The sequence below is a fragment of the Tateyamaria sp. 7Alg 36 genome (assembly GCF_059882455.1).
This window is the reverse complement of the sequence record NZ_CM187613.1, coordinates 1,825,635-1,844,869: the sequence shown is the minus strand read 5'-3', so window position 1 is coordinate 1,844,869 and position 19,235 is coordinate 1,825,635. Positions and strand designations below refer to the sequence as shown.

At 59.9% G+C, this 19,235-nt stretch carries 19 protein-coding genes and 1 pseudogene; 6 read left to right on the top strand and 14 right to left on the bottom strand.

Annotation, left to right across the window (positions count from 1 at the left end):
* Window positions 1-30: 30 nt before the first annotated feature.
* Entirely contained in the window at window positions 31-339 is a 309-nt protein-coding gene (locus tag AC6GQJ_RS09095; RefSeq protein ID WP_500767560.1) for a hypothetical protein, read from the bottom strand.
* A gap of 126 nt (window positions 340-465) precedes the next feature.
* Complete coding sequence (locus tag AC6GQJ_RS09090) at window positions 466-1,905, bottom strand: aldehyde dehydrogenase family protein (RefSeq protein WP_500773863.1); 1,440 nt, start codon at window positions 1,903-1,905, stop codon at window positions 466-468.
* A gap of 132 nt (window positions 1,906-2,037) precedes the next feature.
* Between AC6GQJ_RS09090 and AC6GQJ_RS09085 the strand changes: the two genes are divergently transcribed.
* On the top strand, window positions 2,038-2,691 hold the full coding sequence (locus AC6GQJ_RS09085) for a peroxiredoxin (RefSeq protein ID WP_500767559.1): 654 nt from the start codon (window positions 2,038-2,040) through the stop codon (window positions 2,689-2,691).
* A 45-nt stretch (window positions 2,692-2,736) separates the two neighbouring features.
* On the opposite strand, the gene AC6GQJ_RS09080 is transcribed toward AC6GQJ_RS09085, so the two are convergent.
* From AC6GQJ_RS09080 to pnp, 4 genes are all read right to left on the bottom strand, one after another.
* Window positions 2,737-3,474, bottom strand: coding sequence for an FkbM family methyltransferase (locus AC6GQJ_RS09080; protein ID WP_500767558.1), 738 nt, complete (start codon window positions 3,472-3,474; stop codon window positions 2,737-2,739).
* Between the two features lie 48 nt (window positions 3,475-3,522).
* Window positions 3,523-4,662, bottom strand: a complete 1,140-nt coding sequence (locus AC6GQJ_RS09075; RefSeq protein WP_500767557.1) for a rhamnan synthesis F family protein — start codon at window positions 4,660-4,662, stop codon at window positions 3,523-3,525.
* A gap of 14 nt (window positions 4,663-4,676) precedes the next feature.
* Window positions 4,677-5,522 (bottom strand): glycosyltransferase family 2 protein, encoded by an 846-nt coding sequence (locus AC6GQJ_RS09070; RefSeq protein ID WP_500767556.1) that lies wholly within the window; start codon window positions 5,520-5,522, stop codon window positions 4,677-4,679.
* A gap of 106 nt (window positions 5,523-5,628) precedes the next feature.
* Window positions 5,629-7,764, bottom strand: a complete 2,136-nt coding sequence (gene pnp, locus AC6GQJ_RS09065) for a polyribonucleotide nucleotidyltransferase (RefSeq protein ID WP_500767555.1) — start codon at window positions 7,762-7,764, stop codon at window positions 5,629-5,631.
* Window positions 7,765-8,078: 314 nt separating this feature from the next.
* On the opposite strand from pnp, the gene AC6GQJ_RS09060 reads away from it, so the two are divergent.
* Window positions 8,079-8,966: an NAD-dependent epimerase/dehydratase family protein gene (locus tag AC6GQJ_RS09060; RefSeq protein ID WP_500767554.1), complete on the top strand. Its 888-nt coding sequence runs from the start codon at window positions 8,079-8,081 to the stop codon at window positions 8,964-8,966.
* A 243-nt stretch (window positions 8,967-9,209) separates the two neighbouring features.
* Window positions 9,210-10,493 carry a hypothetical protein gene (locus AC6GQJ_RS09055; RefSeq protein ID WP_500767553.1) on the top strand — a complete coding sequence of 428 codons (1,284 nt, stop codon included), beginning with the start codon at window positions 9,210-9,212 and terminating at the stop codon, window positions 10,491-10,493.
* A gap of 94 nt (window positions 10,494-10,587) precedes the next feature.
* Here the strand turns inward: AC6GQJ_RS09055 and rpsO are convergent, their stop codons facing one another.
* The 7 genes and pseudogenes from rpsO to rbfA form a co-directional block, all read right to left on the bottom strand.
* Entirely contained in the window at window positions 10,588-10,857 is a 270-nt protein-coding gene (gene rpsO / locus AC6GQJ_RS09050; RefSeq protein WP_110796009.1) for a 30S ribosomal protein S15, read from the bottom strand.
* Between the two features lie 149 nt (window positions 10,858-11,006).
* On the bottom strand, window positions 11,007-11,924 hold the full coding sequence (locus AC6GQJ_RS09045; protein WP_500767552.1) for a calcium-binding protein: 918 nt from the start codon (window positions 11,922-11,924) through the stop codon (window positions 11,007-11,009).
* 99 nt (window positions 11,925-12,023) lie between these two features.
* Window positions 12,024-12,548: a DUF1643 domain-containing protein gene (locus AC6GQJ_RS09040; protein WP_500767551.1), complete on the bottom strand. Its 525-nt coding sequence runs from the start codon at window positions 12,546-12,548 to the stop codon at window positions 12,024-12,026.
* Between the two features lie 48 nt (window positions 12,549-12,596).
* On the bottom strand, window positions 12,597-13,502 hold the full coding sequence (truB, locus tag AC6GQJ_RS09035) for a tRNA pseudouridine(55) synthase TruB (RefSeq protein WP_500767550.1): 906 nt from the start codon (window positions 13,500-13,502) through the stop codon (window positions 12,597-12,599).
* 58 nt (window positions 13,503-13,560) lie between these two features.
* Window positions 13,561-14,858 (bottom strand): annotated as a pseudogene (locus tag AC6GQJ_RS09030) (MATE family efflux transporter).
* A 135-nt stretch (window positions 14,859-14,993) separates the two neighbouring features.
* Entirely contained in the window at window positions 14,994-15,758 is a 765-nt protein-coding gene (locus AC6GQJ_RS09025) for a phosphodiester glycosidase family protein (protein ID WP_500767549.1), read from the bottom strand.
* Window positions 15,755-16,150, bottom strand: a complete 396-nt coding sequence (gene rbfA / locus AC6GQJ_RS09020; RefSeq protein WP_500767548.1) for a 30S ribosome-binding factor RbfA — start codon at window positions 16,148-16,150, stop codon at window positions 15,755-15,757. Before rbfA ends, AC6GQJ_RS09025 begins: the two co-directional genes overlap by 4 nt.
* Window positions 16,151-16,237: 87 nt before the next feature.
* Here rbfA and dapB point away from each other — a divergent pair, with 87 nt between their 5' ends.
* Both dapB and AC6GQJ_RS09010 read left to right on the top strand, forming a co-directional pair.
* Window positions 16,238-17,053 carry a 4-hydroxy-tetrahydrodipicolinate reductase gene (gene dapB / locus AC6GQJ_RS09015; RefSeq protein WP_500767547.1) on the top strand — a complete coding sequence of 272 codons (816 nt, stop codon included), beginning with the start codon at window positions 16,238-16,240 and terminating at the stop codon, window positions 17,051-17,053.
* A gap of 104 nt (window positions 17,054-17,157) precedes the next feature.
* Window positions 17,158-17,511: a dihydrodipicolinate reductase gene (locus AC6GQJ_RS09010; RefSeq protein WP_500767546.1), complete on the top strand. Its 354-nt coding sequence runs from the start codon at window positions 17,158-17,160 to the stop codon at window positions 17,509-17,511.
* Window positions 17,512-17,564: 53 nt separating this feature from the next.
* Here the strand turns inward: AC6GQJ_RS09010 and AC6GQJ_RS09005 are convergent, their stop codons facing one another.
* Window positions 17,565-17,771, bottom strand: coding sequence for a DUF1674 domain-containing protein (locus AC6GQJ_RS09005; RefSeq protein WP_500767545.1), 207 nt, complete (start codon window positions 17,769-17,771; stop codon window positions 17,565-17,567).
* 82 nt (window positions 17,772-17,853) lie between these two features.
* Between AC6GQJ_RS09005 and AC6GQJ_RS09000 the strand changes: the two genes are divergently transcribed.
* A complete protein-coding gene (locus tag AC6GQJ_RS09000) occupies window positions 17,854-19,125 on the top strand; it encodes an RsmB/NOP family class I SAM-dependent RNA methyltransferase (RefSeq protein ID WP_500767544.1) in 1,272 nt (423 codons plus the stop codon).
* Window positions 19,126-19,235 lie beyond the last annotated feature (110 nt).

Genomic DNA, 19,235 nt, shown 5'->3' with positions numbered 1-19,235 from the left:
TTGGTTGCGGATGGCGCAAACCCGCGCCCGTTAACATCCGTCCGCCGCCTGATCCCGCGCCAGTTCTTCCTTATTCGCATATTGCACGCCTGGCACTGTTTCCCGCTCGTGCGCCTGAATGGTTTCGGACACTTCGGCGAAACAGCGGCAATCCACCGCCTCGGGGCGGGTACGGCAATGTTCGTATTCGGCCTTGAATGTGGTGGCGGACCGCTCCCGCTCCCCGCGCTTGGGGTCTTCGGAATCGATGGTTGTGAGGGCGGGAAACAGGAACACGCCATAGGTCGCGCCTGCAATCGCGGCGCAGATCCCGAGGATCATCAGAAAGTTCTGGGGCATGTGCGGCTCCTCCGATTAGCGCAGAGGGTCGCATGCCATCCCTTAATATTGGGTTGAAAAGCGCGATAAAGGCGGCGCAAGCGTCACACGAAAAGGGCGGGAAATATCCCGCCCCGTCGTTGTTTCTTATTCAGCGGCCCAGCCGGACACCGCTTTGACCTCCAGGAAATCCTCGATCCCCCAAACGCCGCCTTCGCGCCCGTTGCCGGACTGTTTCATCCCCCCGAAAGGAGAGCCCGCCGCGCGCGACGTACCGTTCATCTCGACCATGCCTGACCGCAACTGCGTGGCCAAACGGTTGGCGCGCGCGTGGTCCTGCGTCTGGACATAGTTCGTCAGGCCATAAGGCGTGTCATTGGCAATCTCTACCGCCTCTTCCTCGGTATCGAAGGGGATGATCGACAGCACGGGGCCAAAGATTTCCTCGCGCGCGATGATCATGTTGTTGTTTACGTCGGCAAAGACCGTAGGGCGGATGTAGAAACCCTTGTTGAACCCTTCGGGACGGCCCGTGCCGCCTGTGACCAGCCTGGCACCTTCCTCGATACCCTTTTCAATCAGCGCCTGAATCTTGTTCCACTGCGTTTCGTTCACCACGGGGCCGATATGACGCCCCCCTTCGGAGGCTGGCCCGACGGCGACTTTCTCGGCCACGGCTTTGGCCTCTTCCACCGCCTGATCGTACACGCCGCGCTGTACCAGCATTCGGCTGGGCGCGTTACAAGACTGGCCGGTGTTCTGCATCATGTGCATCACACCGCGTTTCACGGCTTTTTCGTCGGCGTCGTCAAAGATCAGGTTCGCGCCTTTGCCACCCAGTTCAAGGTGCACACGTTTCAGCGTGTCGGCGGCGTTCTTCGAGATCAACGTGCCCGCACGGGACGAGCCGGTAAAGCTGACCATGTCGACATCCTTGTGGCCCGACAGGGTGCTACCCACGCCCGCACCATCGCCGTTCACAAGGTTGAAAACGCCTGCAGGAAAACCTGCGGCGTCCATCAGCTCGGCAAAGATCATCGCATTGAGCGGCGATTCTTCGGACGGTTTCAGAACCATAGTGCAGCCCGCGATGGCGGCGGCGCCGACCTTCAGGGTCACTTGGTTCATCGGCCAGTTCCACGGGGTGATCAGGGCCGCAACGCCGACGGGTTCATAGATGATCCGGTCGTTTGGCGCGTGATCGCCAAGGGGGCGGTTGAACTGGAAGCCTTTTGCCGCTTCGACAAAGTTTTTCAGGTGCCACGTGCCCGCCCCGACCTGAGAGCTGCGCGACATATCAATCGGCGCGCCCATTTCGGCAGACATCGCCTTGGCCAGATCCTCGGCCCGTTCTTCGTAAAGTGCGATCAGTTTCTCGACCAGCGCGATGCGCGTGGCGGGATCGGTGTGCATCCATGCGGGCAGGGCGGCGTTGGCCGCACCAACGGCGGCATTCGCGTCCGCCGCGCCCCCAAGCGAGATTGTCGCGCAGGGTTCTTCGGTTGATGGGTCGATCACGTGGTGGTCGGTACCGTCCAGCGGGGCGACCCATTGTCCGTTGATGTAGAAGTCGCGTTTAACAAGCATTGTCATGCCTCCGGAATATGCGTTCGGGCGGACTGTGACACCGCTTGAATGCCGCCACAAGGTAGGGGGTGAAAAGCGGCGCGAGATTGACTAGATGGAGTGGGACGCCACCGTTCATCAAAGGAGCATATCATGGCATTGCGTATCAACGACACGATCCCCGACCTGACAGTTACCACCGATCAGGGCCAGTTTTCCCTGCATGACTGGATCGGCGACAGCTGGGCCATCCTGTTCTCGCACCCCAAAGATTTCACGCCTGTCTGCACCACCGAATTCGGCGCTGTGGCACAGTTGGCGGACGAGTGGGAAAAGCGCGGCACCAAGGTGCTGGGTGTGTCCGTGGACGGTGTCGAGGACCACAAGAAGTGGAAGGGCGACATCGAAAAGGTCGGCGGCGCGCCTGCGGGTTTCCCCATCGTCGCCGATGACGGGCTAGAACTTGCCAAGGCCTTCGACATGCTGCCCGCCGAAGCCTACCTGCCCGACGGCCGCACCCCCGCCGACAGCGCTACTGTGCGTTCGGTCTTTATCATCGGGCCGGACAAGCAACTGAAACTGTCGATGACCTACCCGATGACCGTGGGGCGTAACTTTGCCGAAGTCCTGCGCGCACTGGACGGTCTGCAAACGACCGTAGGCAAGGGCGTTGCAACACCTGCGAACTGGAACGTCGGCGATGACGTGATCATCCCCGCCACCGTGTCGGATGCGGACGCAAAGGCGAAGTTCGGAGAGTTCACAACTGTGCTGCCGTATCTGCGGACAACAAAAGCGCCGGGTTGAGTCCTGCTGCAACCACCGGATCACTTCGGTGGTTGCACCCCATGTCTAAGTTTCAATTCTTTCAAACGCCACAACCTGTTCGCTGGATAACTCGACCCGCGGGTAGAGCCCTGCCGAGGAACAGGCATCGTATATCGCCCTGATACCTTGACGTGACACAACCTTCGGATGCAGCTCGAGGGCGAGCGCGCGGATGCCGGACAAATCGCAGCCCGGCAGCACAACTTCTTCCGCGCCTTCAATATCGCACACAAGAATAGTTGGCATGAACTCGGATATGATTTTGTTGAGGTCGACAACCGGAATCTCGATCACATCCTCGCTCATCTCGGTGCGATAAATCGAGCCTTCTGCAAAATATTTATGGATGTGAAAACTACGTGTATCTGCGCTAGGGTTCGGCTCAAGCATGGCATGCGTAACGTTCACATTAGTGATGTCATTCATACGGTGTAGTTCGGCGATATGGGGCAGAAGGCTGGGGTTTGCCTCAAAACTGCGGATTTCGACGTTTGTAGCCATGCGACTGATCAAGCCAGAAACGATCCCAAGTCCGGTACCCATTTCAAGAACGCGGTCGCCGTCCTCAATCATGCCTTCAATTGCCAGCAGTTCGGGACGTTCGTAGTCATCGCTCACGATCTGCATCAATATCGGAACGGGCATATGTTCGGAAACAGGAACCTTCAGCCCGCGATATTCTGCCGGAGTTCCGGTTTTTACTTGGCGAGCACAGGCTTTTTGACGCTGCCTATGGGAGTTTTTACGGCGAAACAGGCGCATATGGCACGTCCTTAGGTTTGATCAGGGCACCAAGCACGAGGCGCTACTTCAACGATATAATGTCTGGGCTTCTTTTCTAACGTAGTCAATTCCTTCACTCGGTAGTGCTCCGATCAACCGTATCGATGCATCTGCCGCATCGCGACAAGATCTGAATGGCGATTTCTTCAAAAAAGGAAAACCGCAATCCCGGATCAGATAGTCGGCAATCGCATAGCTGGCCCCCTGTGCTGCGACTGCCAGCAAGACAAACTTCTCCATTTTCTGGCGCCAATCGGGGTCTGAGCGTGGAATGCGGACAACGCGACGCTTCAACGAAAGATACTTGTCGTTGTCTAGAAAGATTATATTTGAGACCAGTTCCGCAAGTCGTTCATCATCAAGACGCTGAAGGTCATCCGGTAGTGTTTTCGGATCGTACATGCACCCATGGGAAAATCCCTGGGACAGCACCCATTTCGTGATACCAATTTCACCGCGTCGAACGACGAGGTTCTTCTTATTCACGAGCCGGATTTTCTTCCAGAAGGTCAAGAAATCTGGGCTTTGCAAAATCTTCGGCCCAAAGCTAAGGGCGAAAGAGCCATAGTGAAAACCATGAGTGTGCGGCGAGTACCGCCATTCGAAGTTTTCAAAGTCTTTCAAGTCGCCTCGAGGCGTGCCGTAATGGCTCGACGAACCGGCAAGATCAAATCCCATATCTTCGGCTTCGCGTAGCCAATTGCGTTGTCCCAGTAAGGGGTACCATGCAGAGTCATTCAAAAGAACCAAACGACGAAGGTGCGCAAGCCGATCTTTGACCGATAAGATGCCATCTCGATAAGCCCCGAAATCATAGCCGTAGTTGGGGCGTTCAATGTAGCTTGTGCACAGATCTAAAACCCGCGCGCGACTGTCCTCACTCAATGGCAGGTTGGACACTACGACCGTAGAATACCCGTTTTCGATAAGGTGACGCAGTGCCTCCGTGTGACTTTTGAGAAGGCCATCAGAAGGATAGATTACATACAGTGCGATCTTGTCCGAACATGGCTGGTTGCCCCCCCATGATTTTCGCTTTTTAGACAGCACGAAATCGTAATAAGGGGTCGATAGAAAGTAGTTGCCTAAGAATAAAGGAGAGACAAAGATATCGCGTCCCAATCGCACAAGTTCCCGTTTTACCTTCCAAAGGGGCGGCAGTTTCATAGCGAATTCTCTATCTATTGCGGTAGGATAGCGCGCAACGATCCCCTGAGGAAACCGAGGTTCTTTGCACGCTTGCGCGCCGATACCAAGTTGAGCGGTGACAGCATCTGAACCAAGGCCCATGCGACGATGCGGCTACGGGCGAGGGGGCGGTTGTGTTTGCGCATCGTGTACACGGCCGATTGGGCCATGTGCCATGCCTTGAAGGCTGCGGTGGCGGGGGTGCGGGCGGTGCTGTGGCCTTCGGCGTGGGTGACGACGGCATCGTGGACGTGGCCAAGGGGACCGAACTGGGCGGCGAGGCGCAGGCTCAGGTCGTCATCCTCATGATAGAGGAAGATGTTGTCATCAAACCCGCCCACTGCCGCGAACCTGTCGCGCGCGACAAAGATGGCGGCACCATTCAGCAAAGGCACGTCTGCATCCGCCGTCGGGGATGGGCCGGACCAGTGCTGCGATTTGGGCAGCAGTCGCGAGCGCCGCCGGAAGGCGGGGTGTCCCTTGCCGTCCAGAACGCGCGGGGAAAAGGCGGCGGCGTCGGGGCGCGCCTCGGCCGCAGCCAAGAGGGCCTGAACGCAGCCTTCCTGCAACTGGGCATCGGGGTTGACGAAGAACAGGAACGGGCGGTCGCCGACGGATGCGCCCAGATTGCACGCCACCCCAAAGCCGAGGTTCTGGGGATTGGTCACGACCTGCGCGCCGTGGGTGTCCGCCAACGCCTGCAAGGCCTCGGCGTCCGAGCTGGCATTATCAACGATCACCACATGCACCTCGTCCGGCACGCTCGACAGCATGGCACCGATAACGCCGGTGCTGTTGTAGGCGACGGTAACGATCTGGACATCGGAAAGACGGGACATGGGGGGCCTATGCTGTGATATCCGTGAAAGACCACAGAGTGCGTGCAGAAACAAGAAGGCCCCGGCGTTTCCACCGGGGCCTTCCGAGTATGCGGATGCGGTGGGCTTAACCCTCGGCCGCTTCCTCTTTCTTGATCTCTTCGCCGGTTTCCTGATCGACGACTTTCATCGACAGGCGCACCTTGCCGCGATCGTCAAAGCCCAGAAGTTTGACTTTGACCTCTTGGCCTTCCTTCAGAACGTCCGAAGGATGGTTCAGGCGGCGGTTTTCGATCTGGGACACGTGCACCAGACCGTCGCGCTTGCCAAAGAAGTTCACGAAGGCACCGAAATCGACGATCTTGACGACTGTACCGGTGTAAACCGCACCTTCTTCAGGCTCGGCCACGATGGACCAGATCATGTCGTAGGCTTTCTTGATCGAGTCGCCGTTGGGCGAGGCGATCTTGATGATGCCGTCGTCGTTGATGTCGACTTTGGCGCCGGACACTTCAACGATCTCACGGATCACTTTACCGCCCGAGCCAATGACTTCGCGGATTTTATCCGTTGGCACCTGCATGGTTTCGATACGTGGCGCGTGCTCGGAGAATTCAGCGGCACCCGTGATGGATTTCGCCATTTCGCCAAGGATGTGCAGACGGCCTGCCTTGGCCTGCTCCAGCGCTTTTTCCATGATCTCTGGCGTGATGCCTGCGACCTTGATGTCCATCTGCAGCGACGTGATCCCGTTTTCGGTCCCCGCCACTTTGAAGTCCATGTCGCCAAGGTGGTCTTCGTCACCCAGGATGTCGGACAGGATCGCGTAGGATCCGTCTTCTTCGAGGATCAGACCCATGGCCACACCGGCCACAGCCGCCTTGAGCGGAACACCCGCGTCCATCATCGACAGCGAGCCGCCGCAGACAGAAGCCATCGAGGACGAGCCGTTGGATTCGGTGATTTCCGAAACCAGACGCACTGTGTAGGGGAAGTCGGTGCTGGCGGGAAGCACGGCTTGCAAGGCGCGCCATGCCAGTTTGCCGTGACCGATTTCACGACGGCCTGGAGGGCCCACGCGACCCGCTTCGCCCACCGAGTAGGGGGGGAAGTTATAGTGCAGCAGGAAGTTGGATTTGAAGTTGCCGTGCAGCGCGTCGATGAACTGTTCGTCGTCGCCGGTACCCAGTGTGGTCACAACCAGACCTTGGGTTTCGCCGCGTGTGAACAGGGCCGAACCGTGCGTACGGGGCAGAAGGCCCGTCTGGCACACGATGTCACGGATTTCGTCGGTTTTACGACCGTCGATCCGCTTGCCGGTTTTCACAACGTCACCGCGCAGGATGGACGCTTCCAGACCTTTCAGGGCGGAACCGAGGTTCGGATCTTCCTGTTGTTCTTCGGTCAGGGCTTCGAGGATCGCGGAGCGTGCTTCCGAGACAGCAGCGGTGCGTTCCTGTTTGTCGGAGATCGCGAATGCAGCACGCATCTGCTCTTCACCGGCGGCTTTGACGGCAGCGGAGAGTTCCGAATAGTCGGGCGCTTGGAAATCAAACGGCTCTTTCGCGGCATCTTCGGCCAGATCAATGATCAGGTCGATGACGGGCTGGAACTGCTCGTGCGCGAACTTCACCGCACCCAGCATCTCTGCTTCGGACAGTTCGTAAGCTTCGGATTCAACCATCATCACGGCGTCTTTGGTACCGGCAACAACCAGATCAAGGCGCTGTTCGGGGTTCAGACGCAGGTCTTGCATGTCGTCCACGGTCGGGTTCAGGATGTATTCGCCATCCTCGAAACCAACGCGGCAGGCACCGATGGGGCCCATGAACGGCGCGCCGGAAATGGTCAGCGCGGCAGAGGCAGCGATCATCGCAACCATGTCGGGGTCGTTGACCAGATCGTGGGACAGAACGGTACACATCACCAGCACTTCATGTTTGAAGCCGGAGACGAACAGCGGGCGGATCGGACGGTCGATCAGACGGGCTGTCAGTGTTTCTTTCTCGGTGGGACGTGCCTCACGCTTGAAGAAGCCGCCGGGAATTTTACCCGCAGCATAGTATTTCTCTTGGTAGTGAACGGTCAGAGGGAAGAAGTCCTGACCCGGTTTCGGCTTTTTCGCGAACGTCACGTTCGCCATAACGCTGGTTTCGCCCAGCGTGGCAATTACGGAGCCGTCAGCCTGACGGGCAACCTTGCCTGTTTCCAGTGTGAGCGTCTCTTCGCCCCACTGCATCGATTTTTTCACTTCGTTGAACATCTAGGTTTCCTAAGTTGGCCGGTTGGCCATTTGCGTAGGGGGCGTATTCCCCCTGACCCCTGTATCTTCTTTTGCGGGCGCTGAGGTCCGGGCGCCATGCTTTCAGATTGTGCGCGCATACAGGAGAACGGGGCAAAAAGAAAGCGTTGTGACAAAAGGCGCGCAAGGGCCTGCCGCCTGCCTTGTGCCGGTCATAGCGGGCGCGGATGGCCGCAGGGAACAAGCAGTTGTGGCGTAGGGTGAAATTATCCGTTCACGCGGGCTGGTCCATCATCGCGCGGGCTGTATGATCGCGCGCAAAAGAGGAGGACGATATGCGTATTTTGTTCACTGGCGGTTCAGGCAAGGCAGGGCGTCACGCCTGCGCCTATTTGCGGGATCAAGGCCATAGAATTGTGAATTTTGACCGTGTGCCGCTGAACATGGAGGGCGTCGATGACCGCTTTGGGGATATGACCGATCTGGGTCAGGTCTATGACGTGTTGTCGAGCTATGCAGGTTTTGACGAGTTGGAGCCGGGGACAGGCGTGCCGTCATTTGACGCGGTTGTGCATTTCGCGGCAATCCCGCGCATTCTGGTGACAGGCGATTCCGAGTGCTACCGGATCAACACGATGGGCACCTATAACGTGATCGACGCCGCGCTGAAGATGGGCGTGCGCAAGATCATCTTTGCCTCGTCCGAAACGACTTACGGCATGTGTTTTGCCGACGGGACGCGCAAGCCGGAATACCTGCCCATCGACGAAGAACACCCTGTAATCCCCGAAGACAGCTATGCCATGTCCAAGGTCTGTAACGAGATTTCGGCGCGCAGTTTCCAGCGCCGGTCGGGGGCGGATATTTACGGGCTGCGGATTAACAACGTGATCGAGCCGCACGAATACGCCGAAAACTTCCCCGCCTATATGGAAGACCCTGACCTGCGCCTGCGCAACATCTTTGCCTATATCGACGCGCGTGATCTCGGGCAGATGGTGCAATGCTGTCTGGACACGGACGGTCTGGGTTTCGAGATGTTCAACGTCGCCAATGACGACCATTCGGTTGCACTGGATACAAAGGAACTGGCCGAGCGCTATTACGAAGGCGTCCCGCTTGCCGAAATGGGCCCGCGCGAGACGTTCTTTTCCAACGCCAAGGCCAAGCGCATGGTCGGCTTCAAGCCCGAGCATAAGTGGGAAATGTATATCAACGGCTAGGCCGGTGGGGGCACTGTTTGCCTGACGGCAAAGACGCCCACCCACCGACCCGTCACAGGGGTGCGTTTGCGTGCCGCCGTGTGATCCGGACCTATGAAACTGAGAAAGCCGCGCCTCGAAAAGGCGCGGCTTTCTCTTTGCAGGCCTGTGCTTTCGCGACGCTCACGCAAACCAGTTCTTGAAATTGAACCCAAAGCCCGCCAGCCTGTCGGCATTTGACATTCTTTTTCTTGGAGACCTGTTTTGACAAAATTCGCGATACCGTTGCGCGCTGTTTCAGCCGCACTTCTTTGGTTCTGCCCCACCTTTGTCGCTGCGCAAACCCTTGTGCCGTATTGTTCGGACCTGCATCCGCAGATCAATGTCGGCACGGATTGCCAGTTCCCATTCGGGGATCACGAGGCCCGCAATGTCCTGTTCGATTATAACGAAGACGTCACGCAGCTAACCATCATCCACCGCTATGACTCGGGCGAGGCGTATTTGACGCTGGATCCGATCGATATCGAAGACCCCGTGGCCGTCCCCGTCATGCGGGATTTCAATGCGGACGGGCAGGACGATCTGCTGATTGGTATGGGGCATCACGCCGATCATAACTTCTATGAAATCTGGGGTTTTGACTATGACGACGCGCACCAGAACCTTGTCTTTGCGCGGATGGGGTCGTTGTCCACGGTCTCCCAACCCCACGAGATTGTCGTGTACGGCCCGTTCATCGAAACGGTGTCCGAACGCAGTGACACCTACCTGACCATTTTGGGTGACGTGATTACCGAAGGCGACCTCTATACGGCCTATTCGATGAATATCGACCTCTATGACGAAAGCTGCTCGGTCGGTCTGGGCGAGGCTGGGCGCACGATGGAGCAGGACGCGGCCGAAATACTGGCGCGTTGCGAGGCGATGCGCTGGAACGCGCTGTTCCCCATCGAAGATGACAGCAGCCGAGAACTGGAAGGCCCGCCTTTGTGCACTGAAGTGCAACCGGGTGATGCGTCCCAAGAATGCATCCTCGTGTCCAGTGAGACAGAACTTTGGTTCCGCTATGGCGAAGACAAGGTCGAAGTATCGCAAACCTTCTTTGACGGGCGTATCGGGGTGACGGACGAACTCGAGATGTGGGGCACCTCGCTGCATCCGGGGCTGCGGGATCTGGATGGCGACGGTGTCGAAGAGGTGCTGATCCCGTTGGGGTCGGGGAATGTGAACACCGAATATGCGATCTGGCGCGCGGTTGACGGAGCCTTTGGCCCAGCGGGCACAATCCTTGCCTATGGGATCGACGCGATTGAGGTTCAGGATGGTGTTATCATGTCGTCAGAACGGGGCAGCGCGGCAACCTACACCAACACGGGGCGCAAGCTGACGTCACACGGTCTGGTCGAGGTTTATCGGATGGACATCGACTATACCCGCCCCGCCGGAGAGCGCTGCAGCCTGACGGCCTCTGACAGCCTCAGCGCGCATGGCTTGGATAAAAATGCCTTGCTGGCAAGCTGTGAGGCTGGCGCCAAAGACGAATAGCGACACGGACGCCAGCCCATCGGGGCCCCTGAAACGGAAAAAGCCGCGCCCTTGTCGGGCGCGGCTTTCTCTATTCTTTGGTGCGTTGAAACGCTTAGCGACGCAGGCCCAGACGTTTGATCAGGTCTTGGTAGCGTGCTTCGTCCTTGGCGCGGGTGTAGTCCAGAAGCTTGCGGCGCAGGGCCACCATCTTCAGCAGACCGCGGCGGCCATGGTTGTCTTTCTTGTGCGTCTTGAAGTGCTCTGTCAGCGTGGCGATACGCGAGCTGAGGATGGCAACCTGTACTTCGGGCGAACCTGTGTCGCCTTCTTTGGTTGCGAATTCTTTCATGACGCGTGCTTTTTCTTCAGCAGTGATCGACATCGGGATCTCCTATTCAGGTTAAAGTGTGACGCCGCCGCCCGGGATGTCGTCCAGTGCGGGGCCATAGATCCGGCAGAACCGGAGAAGCGCGCATATAGGGAAGAATCACGCGAATGGCAAAGCCTATTTCGCGAGGGGCCCTATCCGGCCTAGGCACCCATCAGCCCCGACGACTGTGCAAGGCTGAGCGGCATCAGCGAAATGTCATCCAATTCGATCCCTGCACCGTGCAGCACATTGGCGACGGTTTGCCCGTCCATCAGCACACGGGTGATGCTCGGGTCGTTGGCATCGGTTTCAAGCGTGATCTCCGGCGTGTCGGTATCATCCTCGTAGATCAGCAGGAGGTTGTCGTCATCGCTTGAGAAGTCGATGACATCCATCGCGTGAACACCTGCCGTCCACATGCCGCCGACAATGGTATCGGCCCCGTCGCCCGCGGTAACCACGTCGTCCTGCCCTGCTAGGATCAGATCGTCGCCCGCCCCGCCGTTCAGGAAATCGCTGTCATCCATGTCGTCCAGCGCGTCCGTGTCGGGATCATCGTCCAGACCGCTGACAAAATCATCGCCCGGACCGCCGAACACGGTGTCATAACCGCTGCCGCCGCGCACCGTGTCATTGCCCAAGCCGCCATGCACCGCATCATCGCCCGTGCCGCCATCGACCAGATCATCACCGTCCGACCCTTGCAGCGTATCGTCACCTGCTTCGCCGAACAGGCTATCATTGCCGTTGTGGCCAAAGATCGAATCCGCACCCGCGTTCCCGATCAGAAGGTCGTCGCCGTCCTCGCCGTGCAGCGTGTCGTCGCCCGCGCCGCCGTTGACTGTGTCAGCGTCATCGCTGCCAAAAATCTGGCGGTCGGATTCATCCGCGCGGACCGTTGTGGTGTCGGGTTGCTGTGCCGATGCAGTCGCCTCTGGTGGCGGCGCATCATCCTGAGGGGAAGGCTTGGCCGTGATCTCGACATCTTCGCCCCCATCCTCATCCGCAGTTTCACCCATATCGATGACGCCAACAGCGCCCACGGCCATAAGGCCCATTAACCCAGCAAGCCAAAGCATGGCAAAAATCCCAATAAAACACCCCGCCGACTTCATAGGGGCAGGGCAGGGCACTCGGCAAAGCGTTTCTGAACAGATGGTTAAGGTGGGCTGAACCGGTTAACCGTTTGTATCCGCGTCGATCCAGATCTCTGGTGCCTGCGTATAGGGCAGGTACAGCGGGTGTTTGGGATGTCCGGCCTTGGACAGGCCAAGGTGGTACAGCGGGCGATCCACACCGCGCAGCATCGCGGCAACCTGCGCCCCGCGATCTAGATGCGCGCCATGGGTGCCCCACGCGGCGATCACATCATCGGCCCATGCGGCGCGGTCCAAAATGGCGGCATCATTGCCTGCACCAATCGGGTCGGCGGCGGCGCGCATCGCCTTCGGATCGGTGTCGCGCCATGCAAAAATGTTCGTCACGGCAAAGCTGCCATACCCAAGCGTACGGGCGCGCCGCTCGCAGCGTTCCACGGTCGGGTCATTCTGCACTTCGGTCGCGGTCGAAGGGTTGAGCATCACGAAATTCACCCGCCGCCCCGCATCATCCCAGACGCGCGTCAGGCTATAGCGATAGCGTTCGCAATCCGAATAAATGGCGGTGGACGGGGCATCGCCCTTGGTGTGGGTGCGTGTGATCATAGGACGCTTTGTGCCAGTGCGACGCTTGGGCCGCAACGGGGGCAACGATTACAGATTGAACACACGCACGGGATGCAATTCGCCCGCCTTATATCGGCCCACGGCGACCGGCACGCCATCCAGCGAGGCCCATGCTTCGTCGCCGTATTCGACGTCGCTCGCCATCACCATGCCCGCGTTGCCATTGCGCAAACGTGCGGCCCCTTCGGGGGTGGCGCGCAGTTCGGGCAGATCGGCCAACCCCTCGGCCACGGGGCGCAAATGCGCGTCAAGTTCGGGCGTACGGGCCATTTCCTCGATCTGTTCCATGCTCAGCCCGTCGGCGGCATCAAAGGGGCCAGACCAGATGCGACGCAACTCGCGCACATGCCCGTAACACCCCAATGCCTCTCCAAGATCGCGCGCGATAGAACGGACATAGCCGCCTTTGCCACAGATCATCTCGAGGGTGACGTGATCCGCATCGGGGCGGTCGGTCATCACCAGTTCCTCGACCCAGAGAGGACGGGCGGCAATTTCGACATCCTCGCCGCTGCGGGCAAGTTTATAGGCACGCTCGCCATCAATCTTCACGGCGGAAAACTTGGGCGGCACCTGCATGACGTCACCGACAAAAGCCCCCAGCTTTTCCTTGATCTCGGCATCGGTGGGGCGCGCGTCCGAGGCGGCGATCACTTCGCCCTCTTCGTCATCGGTATTGGTGGACTGGCCCAGCCGCACAGTGAACCGGTAGGCCTTCAGCGCGTCGGTGATATAGGGCACGGTTTTTGTCGCCTCGCCCAAGGCAACGGCCAGCACGCCGGTCGCGTCGGGATCAAGCGTGCCCGCATGGCCCGCCTTTTTCGCCTCGAACGCCCAACGCACCTTGTTCACAATCGCTGTCGAGGTCGGACCCGCAGGTTTGTCGATAATCACCCAGCCGGAAATGTCGCGCCCTTTGCGTGTGCGGCCCATGTGCAGCCCCTCGTCATTGTTTCAAGTCCTGCCGCCTAGCCGAGGCGTCACGCTGTTGTCAATCAGTGGGCGCAACAGAGGACACCGCATCGGCAGCGCGGCCCAGCCCAGCAACGTCGGTGCGCAGCAAGCCGATGCTGCGGCAGGCCACTATGGCCCCCAAGGCCCCGAACAGGTTGGCCGCGATGGCCGCGACCAGAATGCCGGAATAGCCAAGGATCGCGACGCCAAGCCACGCAAAGGGCATATAGACCAGTGCAATGCGCCCCGCGCTCAGCCCCATGGACCACAGCGCCCGATCCCGCGCATTCATCGCCGCATTGCCGGTGACTAGGATGCCGTATCCGAAAAAGCTGAGCCCGACAAAACGCAGGTATTGAGCGCCGAAACCCGCCGCCTCGTCATTATCGGCCACCAGTTTCACGATCGGTTCGGCAAAGAACATCAGGATCACGGCCAGTGCCGCCCCGTAGATCGCACAAGAGATGAAGGTCAGGCGCACCACGTCCTGTGCGCGCTCTTGCTTGCCGGCCCCCATGCCTGCCCGACAACAGGGCCAATGCCCGAGGACAGCGCCAGCATGGGCAGGAACAACAACGACTGCACCCGCGTCGCCGCGCCGAATCCGGCCACAGCGCTTTCGCCCACGATGGCGACAGCGGCGGTCACGGCGGCCATGCCTGCGGGGTTGATGGCATTGGACAGGGACGCAGGGGCCGCCACCCGCCCGATCCGCACCAGCGACGTGCCCAGATCATTCAACGGATTGATGTCGAAACAGATGTCGCGGTTCCAGATGGCATAGGCGGTCACACCGCAGAACCCGATGGCCCGCGCGGCAAAGGTGGCCATACCTGCCCCTGCAACGCCCAGTTCCGGCACCACGCCCCAACCAAAGATGAATAGCGGCGTCAGACCCACATTCAGGATCGCTTGGCCCAGCATGGTGATGGCCGCCACCTCGGACCGTCCAGCGGCGCGGAACACCGAATTCAGCGACATGGATACGACCAGAAACGGGAAACTCAAACACCACCAGAGAATATAATTGAGAACCGCCTCAAGCACCTTGTCGGACGCGCCCATCAGGGTGAACAGCCACGGCGCGACCAGATAAAAAAGCGTTGCGGCCAGTACCGACAGGAACAGGCCCAGCATCATCGCATGCAGCGTCATGCGCTGTTTGCCCTCGTCCTCGCCACGGCCCAAGGCTTGACTAACAACTGTGCTGGTGCCCGCACTCAGCCCGATAGAAAGCGAGGTCAGCGTGGTGATGACCGGATAGATGAAACCGACCGCCGTCAGCGCATAGGCCGCATAGCGGGCAAGGAAAAACGCATCCGCCAGCCCCACCATAAGCACGCCGAAAATGCCGATGCTCATCGGGGCGGAAACACGGAAAAGGGCACGCCCTACGGGTTGGTCATTCAGGTTTTTCGAGCTGGACATCGGGGCGCTTCCGGTCTGGCGACGGGACGGCCCCGCGCTTGCCTAACGTTCCAGCGGCGCGACGGTTCCGACAATCGGCCCCAGCGAAAAACCGATATCGTTGCGATTTATCTCGGGCGCATAAAGCCGCGAAATATTACCGTCCAGAAACAATGCATTCGGCAGGCCGAGGTGGTCGCGGAACAAACGGCCGAATTCGTGGAACGTGACGCTGCTGCGTGAAATGGCGAACACGGCCGTCTTGCCATCCGCGCTGGTCCCAACGCCGTTGCGTACATAGCGCGACGTGCTGTCGGACAGAAAACGCGGATGCAATTCGCCGTCAATCACCAGCATCGGGCCAGACTGGGTGGCGTGGGTGCAATCGGGTTCTTCTTCGACATAGCGCAGGGTTTCAATCACGTCGGCGCGTCCCTCGCGGATGCAGAACACGCCATTGGGCAGCAGCCCGAAATTGCCCGGACCCGCATTGGGGATCACGCGCATCACCTCGACACCGTCCTCGATATAGTGGCCGACGGGGGCGCGGTCGTCATGATACATGCCCGCGTTCATCGCAAAACCAAGCGTTTTGCCATCCTCGCGCAGCGCACGCTCTACCGCGCCGAACTGGCCATAAACCTCGCCCGCGCCGTCATAGAGGAACAGGCGCAACTCTTCGTCGGTCAGATCGACAGTGCAGACCGAATAGCCGATGCCGTCATGGTCGATATTCTCGCACGTGGCGGCCAAGGCAGGGGCCGACGCCATCGCCAGCAGGGCAATGGCCGCGCGCGTCACTTGCCACAACGACCACGCGGCCCTCATGCATCCGTGTCCCGACGCACATCGTCCTGATCCAGCATGCGTCGCGTGTCGTCCATCCGGTCAAATGTCTCGTCCAGTTGGAAGCGCAGGTCGGGCGCGAATTTCAGCGCCAGTTTCTTGCCCACGGCGCGGCGCAATTCGCCCTTGTTACGGGCCAGCAGCTTGAGCACATCCTCGCGCCCGCGTCCTCCGAGAGGCAGCACATAGGCCGTCGCGATCTTGAGGTCGGGGGAGGTGCGGACCTCGCCCACAGTGATCGACATCGCGTTCAGGTCCGGATCGTGCACATCGCCACGCGCCAGCACCTCGGACAGTGTCCGGCGAATCAATTCGGCTACACGCAGTTGCCGCTGAGAGGGGCCGCCCCCTTCGTGAAATTTGTTCTTTCCCATAAACCCCATCTAAGTCAGGCGCAGCCCTTTGCCAAGCGGTCCAACACGCGCTAGGACAGCGGGAAACCGCCAAGTGAGGGCCAGATCATGTCAGAATTGCCGGGTATCGTCATTGCAGGGGCGTCGGGACGTATGGGCCAGATGCTGATCCGTTCGGTGCTGGACAGCGATGCGATGCGCCTTGTCGGCGCGCTGGAGCGTCCGGGTCACGATTGGGTGGGCCGCGATGTAGGCGAGGCGATGGGCGGTCAGGCCGTGGGCGCGCTGGTCTGGGATAACCCGCTTGAACCGATGTCAAAGGCCCGCGCCGTCATCGATTTTACCGCGCCCGAGGCGACCATCGCCCTGTCCCATACCGCCGCACAGGCCCGCGCGGCGCATATCATCGGCACCACCGGCATGACCGATGACCAGATCGCACAGCTTGAACCCGCGTCGCGCCACAGCCCGATCGTGCGCGCAGGCAATATGAGCCTTGGCGTCAACCTGCTGGTGCAGTTGACCAAACAGGTTGCCGCCGCGCTGGACGAGGATTTCGATATCGAAGTGATCGAGGCGCACCACCATCACAAGGTCGATGCGCCATCCGGCACCGCCTTGATGCTGGGCGAGGCTGCTGCCGAAGGTCGTGGCGTCGATCTGGCGCAGGTGCGCGATGCGGGCCGCGACGGCATCACCGGCGCGCGTAAAAAGGGCGATATCGGCTTTAGCGCCATTCGTGGCGGCGATATCGTCGGCGAACATGACGTGCTGTTCGCCGGTCCGGGCGAACGGATCGTGCTGCGCCATATGGCCACCGACCGCGCCCTGTTTGCCAAAGGCGCGCTCAAGGCCGCGCTGTGGGCGATGGACCGTGCGCCGGGCCAATATGACATGCTGGATGTGCTGGGCCTTAAACCCTAGTCAGTAGCCAAAGCCGCAAAACTTATGGTCGGAAGTGAACCAATCCCCGACTGCCCCCGTATCTATAACAACAGTGTTTGTTATCAGACGGGAGTTTGCGGGTTATGCGCATTTTTGTTGCAGTGTTTCTTATGGTATTCTCGGCGGCACCTGCCATGGCGGAACTGGTTAAGGTCACGGACCAAAGCCAGTTCGTGCAATTGGTCTCGGGCAAGACGCTGACCCGACCGCTGGTGAAAATCACCGTCTCGCAGGATGGCAACATCGCGGGGCGCGGCTCGGTCTGGGATATCGAGGGCACGTGGTCGTGGAAAGACGGCTATTTCTGCCGCGATCTGTTCTGGGGCGGCGATGCGTTGGGCTATAATTGCCAGGAAGTGCAGGCCAGCGCGGATGGACGGATCAAATTCACCTCGGACCGCGGCGCGGGTGATAGCGCCATGTTCAGCCTGAAATAAGCGGGTTTTGACATGCGGCGCGGCCTGACGTCCGTGCCGTTCCTCCGCCTATCTCAGAAATCGACAGCGATCCCTTTACGCTCCCAATCGCCATAACGCACAGGCTCCGGCCCGTCGCGCCCACCAAGTTCAGGGGGCAAATCCAGCTTTTCCTCCGCGCGCCGACGCTCTTCCGCTTCGGCCAATGCGCGCTTGGCCGCTTCGGGCAGATCCTGCGGCGGGGTGTCGGGTGTGTCGTCCGGTGTGACGTTGTCGCTCATGGGCTTCCTCTTGGTCTTTGGTCTTGATATACGCCCGATCCTGATCCCGACAAGGCGCGGGCTGCACCTGAAAGGGAAGATCATGAGCGATATCGGACTGTCAGCGCGGCGCAGCGCCATTTACCTGCTGGACCAGATCATGGGCGAGGGCAAGCTGATGTCCGAAGTCATCGGCGCTGGTGCGCTGGATCGGCTGGACCCCGCAGACCGTGCGCGCGCACAGCGACTGGCCACCGAAACGCTGCGCAGCATGGAGCGTATTGATCGTCTGTTGCAGCGCCACTTGCAGAAATATCCCGCCACCACAGTGCGCAACGCCCTGCGCGTCGGCACCTATGAACTGTGTCAGGGCGAGGCTGCGCATGGTGTCGTGAACGCGATGGTCAGCATCATTTCCAAGCACAAACGCTATGGCCACCTGAAAGGCTTGGTGAACGCCGTGCTGCGCAAAGTGGCCGACAAAGGGGTCGAACAATGGCCGACCCTGCGGACCCCGCGCCTGCCATCGTGGCTACGCAAACCGCTGGTACAGGCATGGGGTGCCGAAGCTGTCGGCGGGATGGAAACCGCTTTTTTCATGCCCACACCGCTGGACCTGACGCCGAAAACCGATGCACAGGCGGTTGCCGCTGCTACAGGTGGTACTGTGCTGCCCACAGGGTCGGTGCGTCTGGCCGAGGCGGGGCAGGTATCGGCCATGCCCGGATTTACGGCGGGCGACTGGTGGGTGCAGGACGCCGCCGCTGCCATGCCCGCCCGCGTGTTGAATGCCCAAGCGGGCGAGTCCGTTCTGGACCTGTGCGCCGCCCCCGGTGGCAAGACGATGCAACTGGCCGCAACCCGCGCGCAAGTAACGGCCGTTGATATTTCGGCCGGTCGGATGGAGCGTGTGGCCCAGAACCTGATCCGCACGGGGCTGACGGCGGAAACGCAAGTGGCGGATGTGTTTGATGTCACGGGGCAGTTCGACGCGATCCTGCTGGATGCGCCTTGTTCTGCCACCGGCACGATCCGCCGCCACCCTGACCTGCCCTTTGCCAAGGACGGGTCGGAATTTGGCGCGCTGATTGCCTTGCAGGAACGTATGATCGACCACGCGTTGACCTTGCTGAAACCGACAGGGCGTCTGGTCTTTTGCACCTGTTCCCTGCTGCCGGACGAGGGCGAAGTGCAGATCGAAGAGGCGCTGGAACGCCATTCCGGCCTGACCGTCGACCGTGACGCGCTGAACATTGCGGGGGTCGAGGCCGACTGGATCACCGAAGAAGGCGGTCTGCGCCTGCGTCCCGATATGTGGGCCGAACATGGCCACATGGACGGGTTTTACATGGCCTGCCTGCGCAAAACGGCCTGAGCTGTTTCGAGATGTCGTGACTTGAGCGTCGCCGCAAGCTATGCTGCGGCCAATGGCCCACCATCCGTTTTTCGGTGTGCCATAAACGCGCAATAAGACGCATCGAGGCA

Coding starts and splice junctions, on each gene's coding strand:
- AC6GQJ_RS09075 (WP_500767557.1), bottom strand. CDS start 4,662: ATGAAACTGCCGCCCCTTTGGAAGGTAAAACGGGAACTTGTGCGATTG.
- AC6GQJ_RS09095 (WP_500767560.1), bottom strand. CDS start 339: ATGCCCCAGAACTTTCTGATGATCCTCGGGATCTGCGCCGCGATTGCA.
- AC6GQJ_RS09060 (WP_500767554.1), top strand. CDS start 8,079: ATGCGTATTTTGTTCACTGGCGGTTCAGGCAAGGCAGGGCGTCACGCC.
- AC6GQJ_RS09040 (WP_500767551.1), bottom strand. CDS start 12,548: ATGATCACACGCACCCACACCAAGGGCGATGCCCCGTCCACCGCCATT.
- rbfA (WP_500767548.1), bottom strand. CDS start 16,150: ATGGGAAAGAACAAATTTCACGAAGGGGGCGGCCCCTCTCAGCGGCAA.
- AC6GQJ_RS09090 (WP_500773863.1), bottom strand. CDS start 1,905: ATGCTTGTTAAACGCGACTTCTACATCAACGGACAATGGGTCGCCCCG.
- truB (WP_500767550.1), bottom strand. CDS start 13,502: ATGGGCCGCACACGCAAAGGGCGCGACATTTCCGGCTGGGTGATTATC.
- AC6GQJ_RS09080 (WP_500767558.1), bottom strand. CDS start 3,474: ATGCGCCTGTTTCGCCGTAAAAACTCCCATAGGCAGCGTCAAAAAGCC.
- AC6GQJ_RS09005 (WP_500767545.1), bottom strand. CDS start 17,771: ATGAGCGACAACGTCACACCGGACGACACACCCGACACCCCGCCGCAG.
- pnp (WP_500767555.1), bottom strand. CDS start 7,764: ATGTTCAACGAAGTGAAAAAATCGATGCAGTGGGGCGAAGAGACGCTC.
- AC6GQJ_RS09045 (WP_500767552.1), bottom strand. CDS start 11,924: ATGCTTTGGCTTGCTGGGTTAATGGGCCTTATGGCCGTGGGCGCTGTT.
- AC6GQJ_RS09000 (WP_500767544.1), top strand. CDS start 17,854: ATGAGCGATATCGGACTGTCAGCGCGGCGCAGCGCCATTTACCTGCTG.
- AC6GQJ_RS09070 (WP_500767556.1), bottom strand. CDS start 5,522: ATGTCCCGTCTTTCCGATGTCCAGATCGTTACCGTCGCCTACAACAGC.
- rpsO (WP_110796009.1), bottom strand. CDS start 10,857: ATGTCGATCACTGCTGAAGAAAAAGCACGCGTCATGAAAGAATTCGCA.
- AC6GQJ_RS09025 (WP_500767549.1), bottom strand. CDS start 15,758: ATGAGGGCCGCGTGGTCGTTGTGGCAAGTGACGCGCGCGGCCATTGCC.
- AC6GQJ_RS09010 (WP_500767546.1), top strand. CDS start 17,158: ATGCGCATTTTTGTTGCAGTGTTTCTTATGGTATTCTCGGCGGCACCT.
- dapB (WP_500767547.1), top strand. CDS start 16,238: ATGTCAGAATTGCCGGGTATCGTCATTGCAGGGGCGTCGGGACGTATG.
- AC6GQJ_RS09085 (WP_500767559.1), top strand. CDS start 2,038: ATGGCATTGCGTATCAACGACACGATCCCCGACCTGACAGTTACCACC.